The organism is Sphingopyxis sp. 550A, from assembly GCF_053569535.1.
Genome location: NZ_CM131615.1, coordinates 2,931,807 through 2,946,543, shown reverse-complemented (window position 1 = coordinate 2,946,543; position 14,737 = coordinate 2,931,807). Strand labels below are relative to the sequence as shown.

Annotated in this window: 13 protein-coding genes; 8 read left to right on the top strand and 5 right to left on the bottom strand. The window is 65.4% G+C overall.

All coding sequences use genetic code 11. The features are described 5' to 3' along the window. Positions 1-61 precede the first annotated feature (61 nt). Positions 62-1,474 carry an aldehyde dehydrogenase family protein gene (locus ACVENA_RS14200; protein WP_449325884.1) on the top strand — a complete coding sequence of 471 codons (1,413 nt, stop codon included), beginning with the start codon at positions 62-64 and terminating at the stop codon, positions 1,472-1,474. A gap of 4 nt (positions 1,475-1,478) precedes the next feature. Continuing rightward, on the top strand, positions 1,479-2,684 hold the full coding sequence (locus tag ACVENA_RS14195; protein WP_449325883.1) for an acyl-CoA dehydrogenase family protein: 1,206 nt from the start codon (positions 1,479-1,481) through the stop codon (positions 2,682-2,684). A 135-nt stretch (positions 2,685-2,819) separates the two neighbouring features. Here ACVENA_RS14195 and ACVENA_RS14190 read toward each other — a convergent pair whose 3' ends face one another. The 3 genes from ACVENA_RS14190 to ACVENA_RS14180 all read right to left on the bottom strand — a co-directional run bounded on the left by ACVENA_RS14190 (position 2,820) and on the right by ACVENA_RS14180 (position 6,653). Continuing rightward, entirely contained in the window at positions 2,820-3,650 is an 831-nt protein-coding gene (locus ACVENA_RS14190; protein WP_449325882.1) for a 23S rRNA (adenine(2030)-N(6))-methyltransferase RlmJ, read from the bottom strand. 380 nt (positions 3,651-4,030) lie between these two features. Then, positions 4,031-5,035, bottom strand: a complete 1,005-nt coding sequence (locus ACVENA_RS14185; RefSeq protein ID WP_449325881.1) for an acyl-CoA dehydrogenase family protein — start codon at positions 5,033-5,035, stop codon at positions 4,031-4,033. A 1-nt stretch (position 5,036) separates the two neighbouring features. Further along, positions 5,037-6,653: a GMC family oxidoreductase gene (locus ACVENA_RS14180; RefSeq protein ID WP_449325880.1), complete on the bottom strand. Its 1,617-nt coding sequence runs from the start codon at positions 6,651-6,653 to the stop codon at positions 5,037-5,039. 120 nt (positions 6,654-6,773) lie between these two features. On the opposite strand from ACVENA_RS14180, the gene ACVENA_RS14175 reads away from it, so the two are divergent. The 5 genes from ACVENA_RS14175 to ACVENA_RS14155 are packed head-to-tail and all read left to right on the top strand — an operon-like array spanning position 6,774 to position 12,286. Further along, a complete protein-coding gene (locus tag ACVENA_RS14175) occupies positions 6,774-7,952 on the top strand; it encodes an aromatic ring-hydroxylating oxygenase subunit alpha (RefSeq protein WP_449325879.1) in 1,179 nt (392 codons plus the stop codon). A gap of 37 nt (positions 7,953-7,989) precedes the next feature. Further along, complete coding sequence (locus ACVENA_RS14170; RefSeq protein WP_449325878.1) at positions 7,990-9,489, top strand: class I adenylate-forming enzyme family protein; 1,500 nt, start codon at positions 7,990-7,992, stop codon at positions 9,487-9,489. Between the two features lie 10 nt (positions 9,490-9,499). After that, positions 9,500-10,720, top strand: coding sequence for a cytochrome P450 (locus ACVENA_RS14165; RefSeq protein WP_449325877.1), 1,221 nt, complete (start codon positions 9,500-9,502; stop codon positions 10,718-10,720). Position 10,721: 1 nt separating this feature from the next. Next, positions 10,722-11,120 (top strand): Zn-ribbon domain-containing OB-fold protein, encoded by a 399-nt coding sequence (locus tag ACVENA_RS14160; RefSeq protein WP_449325876.1) that lies wholly within the window; start codon positions 10,722-10,724, stop codon positions 11,118-11,120. Further along, positions 11,120-12,286: a thiolase C-terminal domain-containing protein gene (locus ACVENA_RS14155; RefSeq protein WP_449325875.1), complete on the top strand. Its 1,167-nt coding sequence runs from the start codon at positions 11,120-11,122 to the stop codon at positions 12,284-12,286. Before ACVENA_RS14160 ends, ACVENA_RS14155 begins: the two co-directional genes overlap by 1 nt. Before the next feature lie 6 nt (positions 12,287-12,292). On the opposite strand, the gene ACVENA_RS14150 is transcribed toward ACVENA_RS14155, so the two are convergent. Continuing rightward, complete coding sequence (locus ACVENA_RS14150; protein WP_257544029.1) at positions 12,293-12,937, bottom strand: TetR/AcrR family transcriptional regulator; 645 nt, start codon at positions 12,935-12,937, stop codon at positions 12,293-12,295. A 76-nt stretch (positions 12,938-13,013) separates the two neighbouring features. Further along, positions 13,014-13,733, bottom strand: a complete 720-nt coding sequence (locus ACVENA_RS14145; protein WP_449325874.1) for an SDR family NAD(P)-dependent oxidoreductase — start codon at positions 13,731-13,733, stop codon at positions 13,014-13,016. Positions 13,734-13,814: 81 nt separating this feature from the next. Here ACVENA_RS14145 and ACVENA_RS14140 point away from each other — a divergent pair, with 81 nt between their 5' ends. After that, positions 13,815-14,684: an alpha/beta fold hydrolase gene (locus ACVENA_RS14140; RefSeq protein WP_449325873.1), complete on the top strand. Its 870-nt coding sequence runs from the start codon at positions 13,815-13,817 to the stop codon at positions 14,682-14,684. Positions 14,685-14,737: the final 53 nt, after the last annotated feature.

The following is a 14,737-nucleotide window of genomic DNA, read 5'->3' as shown; positions in this document are numbered from 1 at the left end:
TGTAAAGGCGCAGATGACAATGGAGCCGACAAGGATCGGCCGCACAAGAGGGCAGAGGCAGATGAGCGACGAATTTGCGATGACGATCGACGGCCGAGCGGTCGCCGCCAGGGCGGTGATCGATGTCCGCAACCCCGCGACGAGCGAGGTGTTCGCCTCCGCGCCCGATGCCGATGCCGCCGATCTCGACGCCGCGGTCGCTGCCGCGACGCGCGCCTTTCCCGCCTGGCGCGACACGCCGCTCGCCGAGCGCAAAGCCTGCCTCATGAAAGCGGCCGAGGCGATCGAGGTGCATGCCGACGAACTCGCGACGCTGTTCGTGAAGGAACAGGGGCGGCCGTTTCCCGGCGCGAAGGCCGAAATCCTAGGTGCGGCGATGTGGATGAAGGCGACGACGATGCTCGACCTTCCCGTCGATGTCACCGAGGATTCGGATACGCGGCGGATCGAGGTCCATCATGTGCCGCTGGGGGTGGTGTGCGGCATCGTGCCGTGGAACTTCCCCGTACTGCTCGCCTCGTGGAAGATCGGCCCCGCGCTGATGGCGGGTAACACGCTGGTGCTGAAACCCTCGCCCTTCACGCCACTCTGTACCTTGCGTATCGGCGAACTCGTCCGCGACATCTTCCCCGCGGGCGTGATCAACATCATCAGCGGCGGCGACGCGCTCGGCCCGCTGATGACCGCGCATCCGGGCTTTGCGAAGATCAGCTTCACCGGCTCGACCGCGACCGGGCGCCGCGTGATGGAATCGGCGGCGAAGGATCTGAAGCGCATCACGCTCGAACTCGGCGGCAACGACGCCGCGATCGTGCTGCCCGACGTCGATGTCGACGCCGTCGCGGCGCAACTGTTCGAGGGCGCCTTCCATAACACCGCGCAGGTCTGCGTCGCGACCAAGCGGCTCTATATTCATGCCGACATCTATGACCGTCTGCGCGACCGGCTGCACCAGCTTGCGAGAGACTTGCCCGTCGGCGACGGCGCGGAGCAGGGCAACCGCTATGGCCCGATCCAGAACGAGCCGCAATATCGCCGCGTCCTGGCCTTGCTCGACGATGCCCGCGCCAATGGATTGACCTTGCTCGAAGGCGGGCCGGTTCCCGAGAAAGGCTATTTCGTGCCGCTGACCCTCGTCGACAATCCGCCCGAGGATAGCCGCGTCGTCGTCGAGGAAGCCTTCGGCCCGGTGCTGCCGCTGCTCAAGTTCACCGACATCGACGATGTCATCGCGCGCGCGAACGACAGCGACTATGGCCTCGCCGGCGCGGTGTGGTCGGCCGACGTCGAGGCGGCGACCGCGATCGCGCATCGGCTCGACACCGGCACCGTCTGGATCAACCAGAATCTCCAATCGACACCCTTTACCCCGCTCGCAGGCGCGAAGCAGTCGGGTTTCGGGCAGGAAAATGGCGTTCCCGGCCTGCTCGAATTCACCCGGCCCAAGGCGATCTTCATTCCGAAAGCGGCCTGAGCCGATGCAACTCGGCGCGCAAGACGAAGCATTCCGCGAAGAGGTTCGCGCCTTCTTCGCGGCCGAACTCACGCCCGAGCTTCGCCGGGCCGGCAAGCTGATGACCAGCGTCTATGCGGACCATGAGTCGCAAATGGCATGGCAGGCGAAACTCCATGCGAAGGGCTGGGCGGCGCCTGCCTGGCCGACCCGATATGGCGGCTGCGACTGGAGCGTCGTCCAGCACCATATCTTCGCGAGCGAGCGCGTTCGCGCGGGCGCGCCGCCGGTGTCGCCGATGGGGATCAAGATGTGCGGCCCCGCGATCATCGGCTTTGGCACCGAAGAGCAGAAGGCCTTTTTCCTGCCGCGGATGCTAAGCGGCGAGCATGTCTGGTGCCAGGGCTATTCCGAACCCGGCGCCGGATCGGACCTTGCCGCGCTGCAGATGAGGGCGGTGCGCGACGGCGACGATCTCGTCTGCACCGGCACGAAGATCTGGACCACGCACGCCCATGTCGCGAACTGGATTTTCTGCCTCGTCCGCACGGCGAAGGGCGAACGCAAGCAGCAGGGGATCACTTTCCTGCTGATCGACATGACCTCGCCGGGGATCGAGGTGCGCCCGATCGTCATGGCGTCGGGCGAGCATATCCAGAACCAGATTTTCTTCGACGATGTCCGCGTTCCGGTCGCCAACGTGCTCGGCGAAATCGACAAGGGCTGGACCGTCGCCAAATATCTGCTCGAATTCGAACGCGGCGGCAGCGCCTATGCGCCCGAGATCGATGTGGCGCTCGATGAACTGGCCGGGCAGGTCGCCGCGCAGCCCGCGGGGCATGCGCGCGCCTTGCTCGAAGTCCGCATGGCCGAGGCGCGTATCCGCTGCGATATTCTTGCGCGGCTCGAAAGCGACATTCTCTCACGGCTGTCGGCGGGCGCGCCGACCGGTGCCGATGCGTCGATGATGAAGATTCTCGGCACCGAATTGCAGCAGCGCGCGACCGAACTCGCGCTCGACGCGGCAGGGCCGCTGGCACGGGCCTTTCAGCCGGGCGTCGCGATGCCCGGCGGGCCGATCCCCGGCCACGACCCCGACGATTATTGCAGCGGCGAGGTGTGGCAGGCGATTGCGCCGCTTCATTATCTCAACGAGCGCGCAAGCAGCATCTATGCCGGGACCAACGAGATTCAGCGGGGGATTTTGGCGAAGGCCGAACTGGGTCTCTGATCCGCGTGTCGCAACCCCGGTCTTCCGGCTTCCTTACGCCAGAGATATGCCACGCGAAGCCATGCTGGAATTTCCGACGTCAAAGCGCCTGTTGAAGGAATTTCCTTTGGGAGAAGGCGAAGATGAGGGTTTATTCTAATCGCCCAACCAGTCGGTTGTGATCTTTCCCCTATGCCCCTCGGGCGCCAGCGCGGCGCGCAGCGCTTCCAGCAGAGGCGGCAGCGCCTGCGTGAAGGCGTAGGGCGGGTTGACGATAAAAAGGCCCGCGCCGTTATAGATGTCGGGCTGATCGCTATCGTACAACCAATGCTCCACCACCAGAAACTTCAGGATACCGAGCTTACGTAGCTGCGCCTTCCACCGCACATGCATTGCGCGGTCTTTCAGCGGATACCAGACCACCGTCACGCCATGCGCCCATTTGCGGCTGGCGGCTGCGAGGGTGGCGGTGATACGGGCGCGTTCATCAATCTGCTCGTACGGCGGGTCGACCACCACCACGCCGCGCGCGGTGCGAGGCGGCAGCATCGCCAGCCAAAACTCGTAGGCGTCGCGCTGATGCACGGCGGCGGAAGTGTCGCGCATCGCGCCGCGCAAGGCATGGGTGTCTTCGGGATGCTTCTCGTTCAGGATCAGAAAATCCTGCGGGCGCAGAAGCTGCGCCAAGAAGCGCGGCGATCCGGGGTAGAGGAGCGGTTCTTCCTCGGCATTTACCGCCTGCACGGCGGCGCGATAGTCGTCGAGCAACGGGTTCGTGTCGGCAAAGGCGCGTACCACGCCCTGTACAGCCTCGCCGGTGCGCCTCGCCTCATCGCCGCCAAGGTCGTACAGCCCGCAACCGGCATGGGTGTCGATCAGGGTGAGCGGGCTCTCTTTAAGCTGCAACGCTCGCACGAGGGCGATGAGCAGGCTGTGCTTTACGACATCGGCGCTATTGCCGGCATGAAAGCTATGACGATAATTCATTGTAATTCAAAATCCTGGCGATCTGCCTTTATGCGAACGGCTGGGTGCGGAGCCCGGCGCGAAGCGATGGAAGCAACCAATCCGGTGCCCGTATAGCGTCGGACGGAAACCTTCAAAACATTCTGCGCTGGGCCTCAAGTCCGAGTTGCGATCCGACCAAACCGGCAGAGACTGTCCGCTTTGGGGTGGAGAGCGGCCCCTGCCCACCTTCGTCATTCCCGCGAAAGCGGGAACCTAGTGTGGGGTTAGCCGACGCACGCTCAGGGTCCCCGCTTTCGCGGGGATGACAAAGTTAGGAAATGCCGGGCGTCCTCAATCGGTCGTTAGCTGGCACTGGCATTCCACCCGCTACAAATCTCGAACGACCGTGCGCAGACGCCTTAGCTAAGCGTCATATAGCGTGCGAGATGCGCGTCGCGCGTGCCATACTCGCTCTCGATCACCGTCAGCCGCTTGAACAGCGCCGATACCGGCAATTCCTCGGTCATTCCCATGCCGCCGTGCAATTGCACCGCATTCTGTCCGACGAAGCGGCCGGCGTCCGCGATGGTGACCTTGGCGGCGCTGACCGCCCTCGCGCGTTCCGCCCCGTCAAGGTCGAGCGCATCGGCGGCAAGGGCCGCAGCTGCCGCAGCGCGGCGCGCCTCGATATGCATATCGACCAACCGGTGCTGGACGACCTGAAAACGTGCGATGCTTTGCCCGAACTGTTCGCGCTGGACGCTATAGTCGCGCGTGTCGGCGACGAGGCGCGCCATGATCGCCGCGGCTTCGGCCGCAATGCCGGCCGCGCCGATGTCGCGGATTTGAGCGATGTCGTCGGGGTCGAGCGAGAGCCTGGCGCCGGGCGGCACGGTGACATCGTCGAGCAGCAGGTCGGCGGCGCGGCGTCCGTCGATCGTCGGATAGGCCTTCATCGCCAGCGCCTCGCGCGCGATCACGAAGGCCGCGGCGCCATCGTCCGTCGCGGCGGTGACGATCACCGCATCGGCTTCGGCCGCGCTGATGGCCAGCAGCTTGCCGCCCGACAAGCGCCAGCCCGCGGCGCCCGCTTCGGCGCGCGCGGGCTCGCGGTCGTCGATCCATGCGAAGGCGAGCTTCGCTTCGCCCGATGCGACGCGCGGCAGCCAATGCGCCGCATGGTCGCCGCCCGCACGGTCGAGCAAGGCGCCGGCGAGCAGCACGCATTCGAGATAGGGCAGAGCAATCCCGCGCGGACCGAGGATTTCGAGCACCGCAAAGCCGTCGCGCGCCGACAGGCCAAGTCCGCCATGGGTCTCGGCGAAGGGCAGGCCCAGCACGCCGGCATCGGCAAGCGCCTGCCAACCGTTCTCGCCGGATTTCAGCCGGTCGAATCGCGCATCGAGAGCGTCCCTATAGTCCATCTCAACCTGCTTTCGCTTGCGGCGCATCGCGCAGGATGATGTCGGCGGCGCGCCAGGCCATCGCCATCGTCGGCCCATTGGTATTGCCCGACGGAATCGCGGGCATCACCGAGGTGTCGACCACGCGCAGCCGCTCGACGCCGCGCACGCGGAGCGCCGGATCGACGACCGAATCCTTATCCTTGCCCATCCGGCAGCTGCCGACCGCATGATAGCCGCAGGTGCCGAAACGGTCGTAGGCATCGAGGATTTCGGCGTCGGTACCGAACGCAGGCCCCGGCATCGTCTCTTCGGCGATCATGCCCGCGAGAGGCGCCTGTTTCGCATAGGCGCGCATCACGCGCACTGCGCCGATCATCGCGGCGCGATCCTCTTCGGTTGCGCGATAATTGGGCTTGAAGCTCGCCGCGACATCGGGGTCGCGCGTCGCGATATGGATGCTCCCGCGCGAAGTGGGGCGCAGCGGATAGATGACCGCGTTCATGCCCGGATGCTTCTCAAGCTGCGTGCGCTGCGTCGCCATGTCGAAACTGAAGGGCGCGATCAGCATCTGGGCGTCGGGACGGTTCAGTCCTGGCCGCGTCTTGAACCAGCCGCCGATTTCATAGGCGGCGGCCGACATCGGCCCGTCGCCAGTGAGGTAATATTGCAGCGTTGCGAGCAGCAGGCGCCAGCCGCCGAAGACGCGGTTCTGCGACAGCGCCTCCTTCGTCAGCTTCCATTGCATGATGATGCCGCGATGCTCGATCAGCCCTTCGCCGACCTGGGGGTTGTGATGGACGAGCGGGATGTCGAGCGCGGCGAGGCGGTCCTGGTCGCCAATGCCCGAACGTTCGAGGATCGCCGGGCTGGCCATCGCGCCGCCGCAGACGATGATCTCGTGCGCCGCGTCGATCGTTTCGCGCGCACCGTCATGGACGACCTCGACCCCAACCGCGTGCGAGCCGTCGAAGATCACGCGATCGACGGTGCGGTCGGTCAGCACGGTCAGGTTGGGGCGCTTCTCGGCTGGGCGCAGAAAGGCCTGCGCGGCGCTCTGGCGCTTGCCCTTCCAGATCGTGCGCGGGGCATAGCCGATCGCGACCTGGTCGTCGGGCGCGTTGACGTCGGGCTTGTTGGCCCACCCCATCGCCTCGCCCGCTGCGACTTGCGCATCCGAAATCGGCAGGCGCTGCGTCGGCATCGATATTCTCATCGGCCCCGCATCGCCGCGCGTCTCGGCGGCGCCGAGCTCATGGCTTTCGAAGGCGCGATAGGCCGCGCCGATATGGGTCCAGCTCCAATCGTCGCTCGATTTCTCTGCGATCGCATCGAAGTCTGCGGGTTGGCCGCGCACATACATCATGCCGTTGACCGACGACGACCCGCCGAGCACGCGCCCGCGCACCCAGGCTTCGGACTGGCCCGCGGTCGACGCCTCGGGCTCGCTCATATGAACCCAGAGGTGCTTCGGGTCCTGCATCACCTTGGCAAGCCCCTTGGGCATCGCGATGAAGGGATGGCGGTCGTGCGGCCCCGCTTCGATCAGCGCGACTCTGATCGCCGGATTCTCCGACAATCGATAGGCGAGAACGCACCCCGCCGCGCCGGCCCCGCAGATGACATAGTCGAAATCCATCCTCATTATCCCTCGATTCCGGTCGCTTTTGCAGCGCCCTCGCAGTCCTCATAAAAAACTATTGTCATTAGGTAAAGGGTGGAATAGGCTATGCCCGACAATAAGGAGAGGAATCTGCAAATGAGCGATGTTGCAGACATTGCGCGGCCCGCCCGCAAGCTGACGACTTTGGCCAACCTGACGCCCAGCCAGATCGCGGCGATCCGCAAGATCCCGGCCGAGAAGGACGCGGTCGTCGTCCTCTTCGGTGCGACGCGCCCCAATGCGATCTTCACCGGGCGCGAGCGATTCGATCTCGAACAGGAAAAAATCTTCCGCCGCTATCCGGTTCCGGTCACCGTGTCGGCGCTGCTCGAACCCGGCAGCGTCGTCGCGAACGACAGCTACGGCTTCCCGATGCTCGTTTCGCGCACTCGCGACGGCACGATCAAGGCCTTCGTCAACGCGTGCCAGCACAAGGGATCGAAGATCATCGAGGATTGCGCGGTCCACAAGCAGGGGCGCATGACCTGCCCCTATCACGCCTGGACCTATGGTATCGACGGCAAGCTGATCGGCGTGTCGCGCAGCGAGGCCTTTCAGGATCTCGACAAGAGCAAGCGCGGACTCGTCGAGCTCGAAGCACGCGAATGGGGCGGCATCGTCTATGTCCAGCTCAATCGGGATATCCCGGCCGACTGGTCCAACTTGTCCGAACAGGTCGCCGAGGATTTTGTCGCGCTCGGTATAGCGTCGGCGCATGTCTACGGCCGCAAGTCTTTCGACCTCAAGGCGAACTGGAAAGTGGTGCTCGAACCCTTTCTCGAAGGCTATCATGTCCAGCGCCTGCACGCGGCGTCGATCGGCGACAAGTTTCAGGACGCCCCCAATATCGTCGACATGTTCGGGCCGAATATCCGGCAGGTATCGGGACGTATCGGCTATGTCCCCGAAATGCTCGACGAGGATCCGGCGGCGAACGTCCACAAGCTCGTCACCCACGCCTATACGGCTTTCCCCAACTGCGTCCTGGTGACGAGCCAATATTATACCAGCGTCATGCTGCTGATGCCGCGCGGCCCCGACCGCACGACGGTCGAATATTTCATGCTGACACCCGAGGCCGCATCGACTCCCAAGGCCGAGGAGGTGTTCGCGCGCTCCTATGAACTGATCCTCGGAGTCTTCGGCGGCGAGGATTTCCGGGCGGCCGAGATCAGCCAGCAGGGCCTGGGCGCCGGCGTGCCGGAGGAAACCGTCTATTGCGGGCTCGAGACGAACATCGTGCGCTATTATGAAGCGATCGAAGCACTTCTGTGATCGTTGAACCGGCGGCAGACCGGATGGAGAGGGACTAATGGCGCAGACATTGTCGAGCGCGATCGCCTGGTGGGCGCGGATGCGGCCTGAGCAGCCGGCCGTGGTGCTGGGTGGCGACCGGCTGAGCTATGCGGATTACAAGGCGTGGTCGGATCGCGTGGCCGCGATGCTGGAGGCCGATGGGCTGAAGCCCGGCGACCGCGTCGCGATCTGCTCGACGAACAGCCTCGCCTATTGCGCGCTGATCATGGGGATCATCCGTGCGGGCGGGATCGTCAATCCGGTCAATTTCCGCTTCACCCCGCGCGAAATTCGCGAACTTTGCGAGACGACCGAGCCGCGCTTCGCCTTCGCCGCGCCCGACTTCGCGGCCAATGTCGCTGCGGCGGGTCTGACGCCCCGGCCGATGGCCGAGGTCGAGGCCCTGCGTCACGGCGCCCCCGCTTCGCCCGCGCATGATCCGGCGCCCGATGCCCCGGTGGTCATCATCGCGACGAGCGGGTCGACGGCGAAGCCGAAAGGCGTCGTCTTCACCAACCGTTCGATGACTGCCTATGCCGCCTGCTGGTCGCTCGAGGAGCCGTCCTCTTCGGTGGGCGCGCGGATCATCAGTCTTGCGCCGCTCAACACGTCGGCGGGCTTCGTCCAGCTCGTCCACTATACGACGCAGGGCTGCACCATCTTCATGGAGCCCGCCTTCGTTCCCGACGCGATCCTGCGATTGATCGAGGACGAGAAGATCAATTGCTTCGGCGCGGTACCGACCTTCTTCGAGGCCATCGCGCGCTGCCCCGGTTTCGCCGATGCCGACCTGTCGTCGATCCGCCTGGCCGCCGCGGGCGGCGCGCGCGTCAGCCGGCAGCTTCTCGATAGCTGGAAGGCGAAGGGGATCACGATCCGCCAGATCTACGGCCAGACCGAGGTCGGCGGCAACGTCACGATGATGCCCGAGCATCTGGCGATGGACGAGCCCGAGAAATGCGGCTGGGGCGGCATCTTCATGGAGGTGCGCGTGCTGCGCCCCGACGGCAGCCCCTGCGACCCTGGCGAGCCGGGCGAGATCGTCATGCGCTCGCCGGGCATGATGCAGGGCTATTGGCGCAACCCGCAAGAGACGGCGAAGGCGATCCGCGACGGCTGGCTCTGGTCGGGCGACATCGGGATGCTCGACGAGCGCGGCCTGCTGACCTTCGTCGACCGGATGAAGGACCTGATCATCTCGGGCGGGCTCAATATCTCGGCCGCCGAGGTCGAGCGAGTAGTGTGCGAATTTCCCGGCATCGTCGAGGCGCTGGCGATCGCCGCGCCCGATCCCAAATTCGGGGAGACGCCGTTCGTCGTCTACCATGGCGCGGCCGAGGTCGATGTCGCGGCGCTGATCGATCACTGCAACATCAATCTCTCGAACTACAAGGTGCCGCGCTACGTCGCTTTTTCGGCCGAGCCGCTGCCGCGGCTGGCCACCGGCAAATTGTCCAAACCCGCGGTGCGCGAGCTTTATGCGCGCGCCCACGAGACGATGGAGCGCGTGCGATGAGGAGCCCGACATGACCGCCCTGGACCACGCCGCCCCCTCGGTGCCGCCGCATATCCCGGCGCATCTCGTCTTCGATTTCGACATCTATGCCGATCCGCGCATCGGCGAGGATGTGCAGGGAACCTATGCGGCTGCGCTTGCCGACGCGCCCGACATCTTCTGGACGCGGCGCAACGGCGGACACTGGATCGTCAAGAGCTTCGATGCGATCAGCAGGATCGTCCTCGATCCCGAGCATTTCTCGGTGCGCGAGATGCAGATTCCGCGGGTCGAGAATCCGCCCTTCTTCATCCCGCTCAGCCTCGATCCGCCCGAGAATCTGCCCTATCGCAAGGCGATGATGCCGATGTTCGGGCCGACTGCGATCAAGGCGCTCGAACCGCGCATCCGCGAATGGGCGGTCGAACTGGTCGAGGGCGTCGCCGCGAAAGGTGCCTGCGATTTTCAGGCCGATGTGGCGAAACTGTTCCCCGTCAGCGTCTTCATGGAACTGATGGGCATGGACCTGTCGCGCCTCGGCGATTTCCGCGCGCTGGCCGAAGCCTTTTTCTCGGCCCAGAACGACGAGGCCGAGATGGGACGGCTCAGCGCCGCGATCCTCGGCGAGATGAAGGCGCTGATCGAGGCGAAGAAGGCGGCGCCCGACGACAAGCTGATGTCGCATTTCATCGCCGTCGACGTCGGCGGGCGCACGATGAGCGACGACGAAATTCTGGCGATGAGCTTCGTCCTCTTTCTCGGCGGCATGGACACGGTGACCAACGTCACCGGCTTCGCATTCCAGCAACTCGCGCGGATGCCCGAGGTGCAGGCGCGGCTCGCCGCCGACCCGTCGCTGATTTCCGCTTTCGTGAACGAAGCGCTGCGCCTCTATGGGGTCGTCAACACGCCCCGGCTCGTGGTGAAGGATCAGCAGATCGGCGAAGCGCAATTCCGCGAGGGCGAGATGGTGCTCAACATCCTTTGTCTCGGCAGCCGCGATCCCGCGAAATATGACGCGCCCGGCCTCTTCGATCTCGACCGCAAGAACAGCGCGCACCTGACCTTCTCGTCGGGGCCGCATCTGTGCGTCGGACACGTCCTCGGCCGCGCGGAGCTGCGCATCCTGACCGAGGAGTGGGTGAAGCGCATCCCTGCCTTCCGCGCGACGCCGGGCGAACGCCATGCTTTTCGCATCGGCACGGTGATGGCGCTCGAAACGCTGCCCCTCGAATGGACGGCGGCGGTTTGAGATGAATATCAACGACGGCGCCGACGCGCCCTACTGGAACGGATTGGCCGAAGGGCGGCTGCTGCTCCCGCGCTGCGGCGGCTGCGGCGAATGGCTGTGGCCCGCATTGAGCCGCTGCGGGACGTGCGGCAGCGAAGAAATCCAATGGGTCGAGCGGGCGATGGCGGGCACCATCTTTTCCTGGACCCGGACGTGGCACCGCTTCGGCTTCACCGAAAGCCTCGATCTGCCGTTCGTCTCTATCGTCGCGACGGTCGACGATTGCGGCATCCGTCTGCTCGGGCGCCTCGACGATCCCGGCCAGATCGATCCGCTGATCGGCGAGGCCATCACGGGGCGCATCGGCGCGACGCGCGTCGAAGGCCGCGACATTCCCACGATCATCTGGAGCCGCGGCTGATGCATCCGCTTTATGGAACCACCGCGGTCGCGGGCATCGGAATGCGCCAGTACCGGCGCGGCGCCTCGCCGCTGCCCGAGCAGGGCGTGCTGGCCGAGGCGATCCGCGCCGCCTGCGCCGATGCGGGCTTCGATCCCGCCGAAGTCGACGGCTTCGTCTCCTACGGCGACGACAAGAACGAGCCGGTGCGGTTGATGCCGGCGCTCGGCACGCGCGAGCTCAAATGGTCGAGTGTCGTCTGGGGCGGCGGCGGCGGCGGCGTTGCGGGCGCGTTCGGGCTCGCCGCGGCGGCGATCCTGTCGGGGCAGGCGAGCGCGGTCGTCGTCTTCCGCGCGCTGGTCGAAGGATCGAGCGGGCGTCTGTCGGCGGCGGTGATGGCGCATCATCTCAACGATCATATGCTCGCGGCGGGGATCGTCGCGCCGGCGCAGGTCTGCGCGATCCGTGCCAACCGCATGTACGAACATCATAGCGTGCCGCGATCGGTCGCCGAGGAACTGGTGCGCGCCTCCTATTATCACGGATCGCGCAACCCCGAGGCGGTGGCCTATCGGACCGAGCTCGATCTGGAAGAGATGCGTCGCTCGCGCTGGATCGCCGAGCCGTTCCGCCTGTTCGACTGCAGCCGCGAGAATGACGGCGCCGCCGCGTTCCTGATGGTGTCGGCCGCGCGCGCGCGCGACCTGAAGAAGCCGCCCGTCTATCTGCTCGGCTGCGCGAACGGCGCCGAAAAAGGGTGGGGGGATCTGCTCGAGAATGACGACGAAGCGCTCTATCCGACCGCGGGTTTCCGCCCGATCGCGCGGCGGCTCTATGCCGAGACAGGCTTGTCGCCCGCCGACATCGACGTCGTCCAGCTTTATGAGAATTTCAGCGCGCAGGGCGTCGCTTCGCTGATCGACCACGGTTTCTGCACCTATGAGAATGTCGCCGAGGTCGTCCGCTTCGACAATCTGATCGCGCCCACCGGCAAGCTGCCGGTGAACACCGGCGGCGGCAATTTCGCGCAAGGCTTCATCCACGGCATCGGCACCGCCTATGAGGCGGTGAAGCAATTGCGCGGCGAGTCCGCCAATCCGGTGCCCGGCGCCCGGACATGCCTGCTCGCAGGCGGCCCCGGCGCGCCGACCGTCAGCTCGGCGATCTTCGGAAACGAGGTGCCGTGAATCCCGTCAGGCCGTCGCGGGTTTGAGCGACTTGCCGACCGTGCCTTGATCGAGGCGTGCGCGCACTCCGGTCAGGAAGATGCGGAGCGATTCGACGAACAGCTCCTCATCGTCGAACGGGCTGTCGGCGATCGCCTTGGCGAGATTGGGATATTTGCCCGGATCGACAAAGGGCATCGGCGCGACGCCGCGGGCGCGCGCCGCCGCCTCAAACAGCGCGGTGCCATAGGTCAGCCGCTCGATCGCCTCGATCACGACAAGCTGGATCGATGTCGGAAAGGGTTCGTCGCGCGCTGCCCGGTCATAGGCGGCCAGCAGCATATGCTTGGGAAAATAGCGCAGGATCAGCGGCGCGGCGTTGGGATGCTTGAGCATCGCGCGGCGCGTCGAGACGCAGATGTCGATGATGCGCTCCTCATAGGATTCATCGCCGCTGTCCATCAGCGTGATGCGCACGAGCATGATGCGCGCGACTTCCTGAAGCAGCTCCGACTTGTCCTTGAAATGATGATAGAGCGACGGCGGACGGACGCCGAGCTTCTTTGCGACGAGACCGAGGCTCAGGGCCTCCAGCCCATGTTCGTCGATCACCTCGAGCGCGGCTTCGGCGGCATTGCTGCGCGAGATCAGCGGTTTGGATGGTCGTGCCAAAAGGATTTCCCCTGTTTCGGCCGCTCATGGCAGCAGAGGCGTGCAAGTGCCAGCCTAAAAGGAGTCGGTTTATCTCTCACCGCAACATCAGGCCCCCGTCGATGACAAGGCTCTGGCCGGTGATGTAAGATGCCTCGGGCGAGGCGAGGAACAGCGCTGCGGCGGCAACCTCGGCGGGATTGCCGAAGCGTCGGAGGGGGATCGCGCGCAATGTATTGCCCGCCTTGCGTTCGTCGGCGCGGACGCCCGCGGTCATGCGCGTCTCGATGAAACCGGGGGCGATCATGTTGACGCGAATGCCGTCGCGCGTCCACTGGTCCGCGACCGCACGGGTGAATCCCAGCAAGCCCGTCTTGCTCGCCGTATAGGCCGGCGCATGGCCGATCGCGATGAAGCTGGCGCACGAGCCGACATTGACGATCGCACCGCCGCGGTCGCGCAGGACCGGATGGAAGAGATAGCAGAGTTCGGCGGCGGCGTTGAGGTTGACCTCGATCACGCGACCATAACCTTCCATCGAATATTCGTCGGGGTGCGCCTGACCGGCATTGTTGACGAGAATGTCGATCGGCCCCGCCGTGTCGACCAGCGCGGTGCGGTCGGCGGGCTGGTCCAGGCGGGCTTGCACATAGGCGAAGCGCGACAGATCGTCCGGATATTCCCCCGCGCTCGCCCGCGTTCCGGTGACGATCACATCGGCCCCGCTGTCGGCGAACGCCGCCGCGATGCCCAGGCCGATCCCCTGCGTGCCCCCCGTCACCAGCGCGCGCTTGCCGTGAAAATCGAACCGGATCATCCTGCTTCTCCCGATCTCATAAAACTATTGACGTTAGATAACGCGAGGCGCAGGCTTTTGGCAAGCAGGAGAGGACAGGCCATGACCAGCGACTTGCAGCGAACCGTCTTTGTTGCGCGCGATGGCGTCAGGCTGGTTGCCGACCGCGGCGGCAGCGCGGATGCCCCCGCGGTCATTCTGCTCCACGGCGGCGGGCAGACGCGACATAGTTGGAGCCGCGCGGTCGAGCGGCTGCTCGCCGAAGGGTTTCAGGTCGTCAACTATGACGCGCGGGGGCATGGCGAGAGCGACTGGTCGCCCGAAGGCGCCTATCAACTGACCGACCGCGCCGACGACCTGGCGACGATCGCGTCGGATCTCGATGTGCCCTTCCTTCTCGTCGGCGCGTCGCTGGGCGGGGCGACGTCGATCGTCGCGATCGATCGTGGGCTCCGTCCGGCCGGTCTGGTGCTTGTCGATATCGTGCCCCAGCCCGATCCGCGCGGCATCGACCGCATCGTCTCCTTCATGCGCGACCATTTGGGCGGTTTCGCCACCATCGACGCCGCCGCCGCGGCGGTCGCGGCCTATAATCCCCGGCGCAAGGCATCGGCGGACAGCAGCGGTCTGATGAAGAATCTCCGCCTGGGGACGGATGGGCGATTCCGCTGGCATTGGGATCCGCGAATCATCGCCGACGCTCCCGAACATCATCATGGCGTTGTTCAGCACGCGGCGCGGTCGCTCGCCGGTCTGCCGCACCTGCCGGTGCTTCTGGTGCGCGGCCTTGCCAGCGACGTCGTCAGCGACGCCGGCATCGCCGCCTTTCGGCGCATCGTGCCGCGGCTCGAACTGCTCGACGTGGCGGGGGCCGGGCATATGATCGCCGGCGATCGCAACGATGCCTTCAACGACGGCGTGATCGCCTTTGCCCGGAAAATGCTGTCGGCAGAAGCCCGATCGACACCATAAAGGCAATTGGATTCATGGTCTTATCGGAAAATCCCTAAAACCTTACGGCGTTA

Bases quoted from the DNA above. Each gene is read 5' to 3' on its own strand.
- ACVENA_RS14155 (WP_449325875.1), top strand. From the start codon at position 11,120: ATGCATCCGCTTTATGGAACCACCGCGGTCGCGGGCATCGGAATGCGC.
- ACVENA_RS14190 (WP_449325882.1), bottom strand. From the start codon at position 3,650: ATGAATTATCGTCATAGCTTTCATGCCGGCAATAGCGCCGATGTCGTA.
- ACVENA_RS14165 (WP_449325877.1), top strand. From the start codon at position 9,500: ATGACCGCCCTGGACCACGCCGCCCCCTCGGTGCCGCCGCATATCCCG.
- ACVENA_RS14195 (WP_449325883.1), top strand. From the start codon at position 1,479: ATGCAACTCGGCGCGCAAGACGAAGCATTCCGCGAAGAGGTTCGCGCC.
- ACVENA_RS14185 (WP_449325881.1), bottom strand. From the start codon at position 5,035: ATGGACTATAGGGACGCTCTCGATGCGCGATTCGACCGGCTGAAATCC.
- ACVENA_RS14170 (WP_449325878.1), top strand. From the start codon at position 7,990: ATGGCGCAGACATTGTCGAGCGCGATCGCCTGGTGGGCGCGGATGCGG.
- ACVENA_RS14140 (WP_449325873.1), top strand. From the start codon at position 13,815: ATGACCAGCGACTTGCAGCGAACCGTCTTTGTTGCGCGCGATGGCGTC.
- ACVENA_RS14200 (WP_449325884.1), top strand. From the start codon at position 62: ATGAGCGACGAATTTGCGATGACGATCGACGGCCGAGCGGTCGCCGCC.
- ACVENA_RS14180 (WP_449325880.1), bottom strand. From the start codon at position 6,653: ATGGATTTCGACTATGTCATCTGCGGGGCCGGCGCGGCGGGGTGCGTT.
- ACVENA_RS14175 (WP_449325879.1), top strand. From the start codon at position 6,774: ATGAGCGATGTTGCAGACATTGCGCGGCCCGCCCGCAAGCTGACGACT.
- ACVENA_RS14160 (WP_449325876.1), top strand. From the start codon at position 10,722: ATGAATATCAACGACGGCGCCGACGCGCCCTACTGGAACGGATTGGCC.
- ACVENA_RS14145 (WP_449325874.1), bottom strand. From the start codon at position 13,733: ATGATCCGGTTCGATTTTCACGGCAAGCGCGCGCTGGTGACGGGGGGC.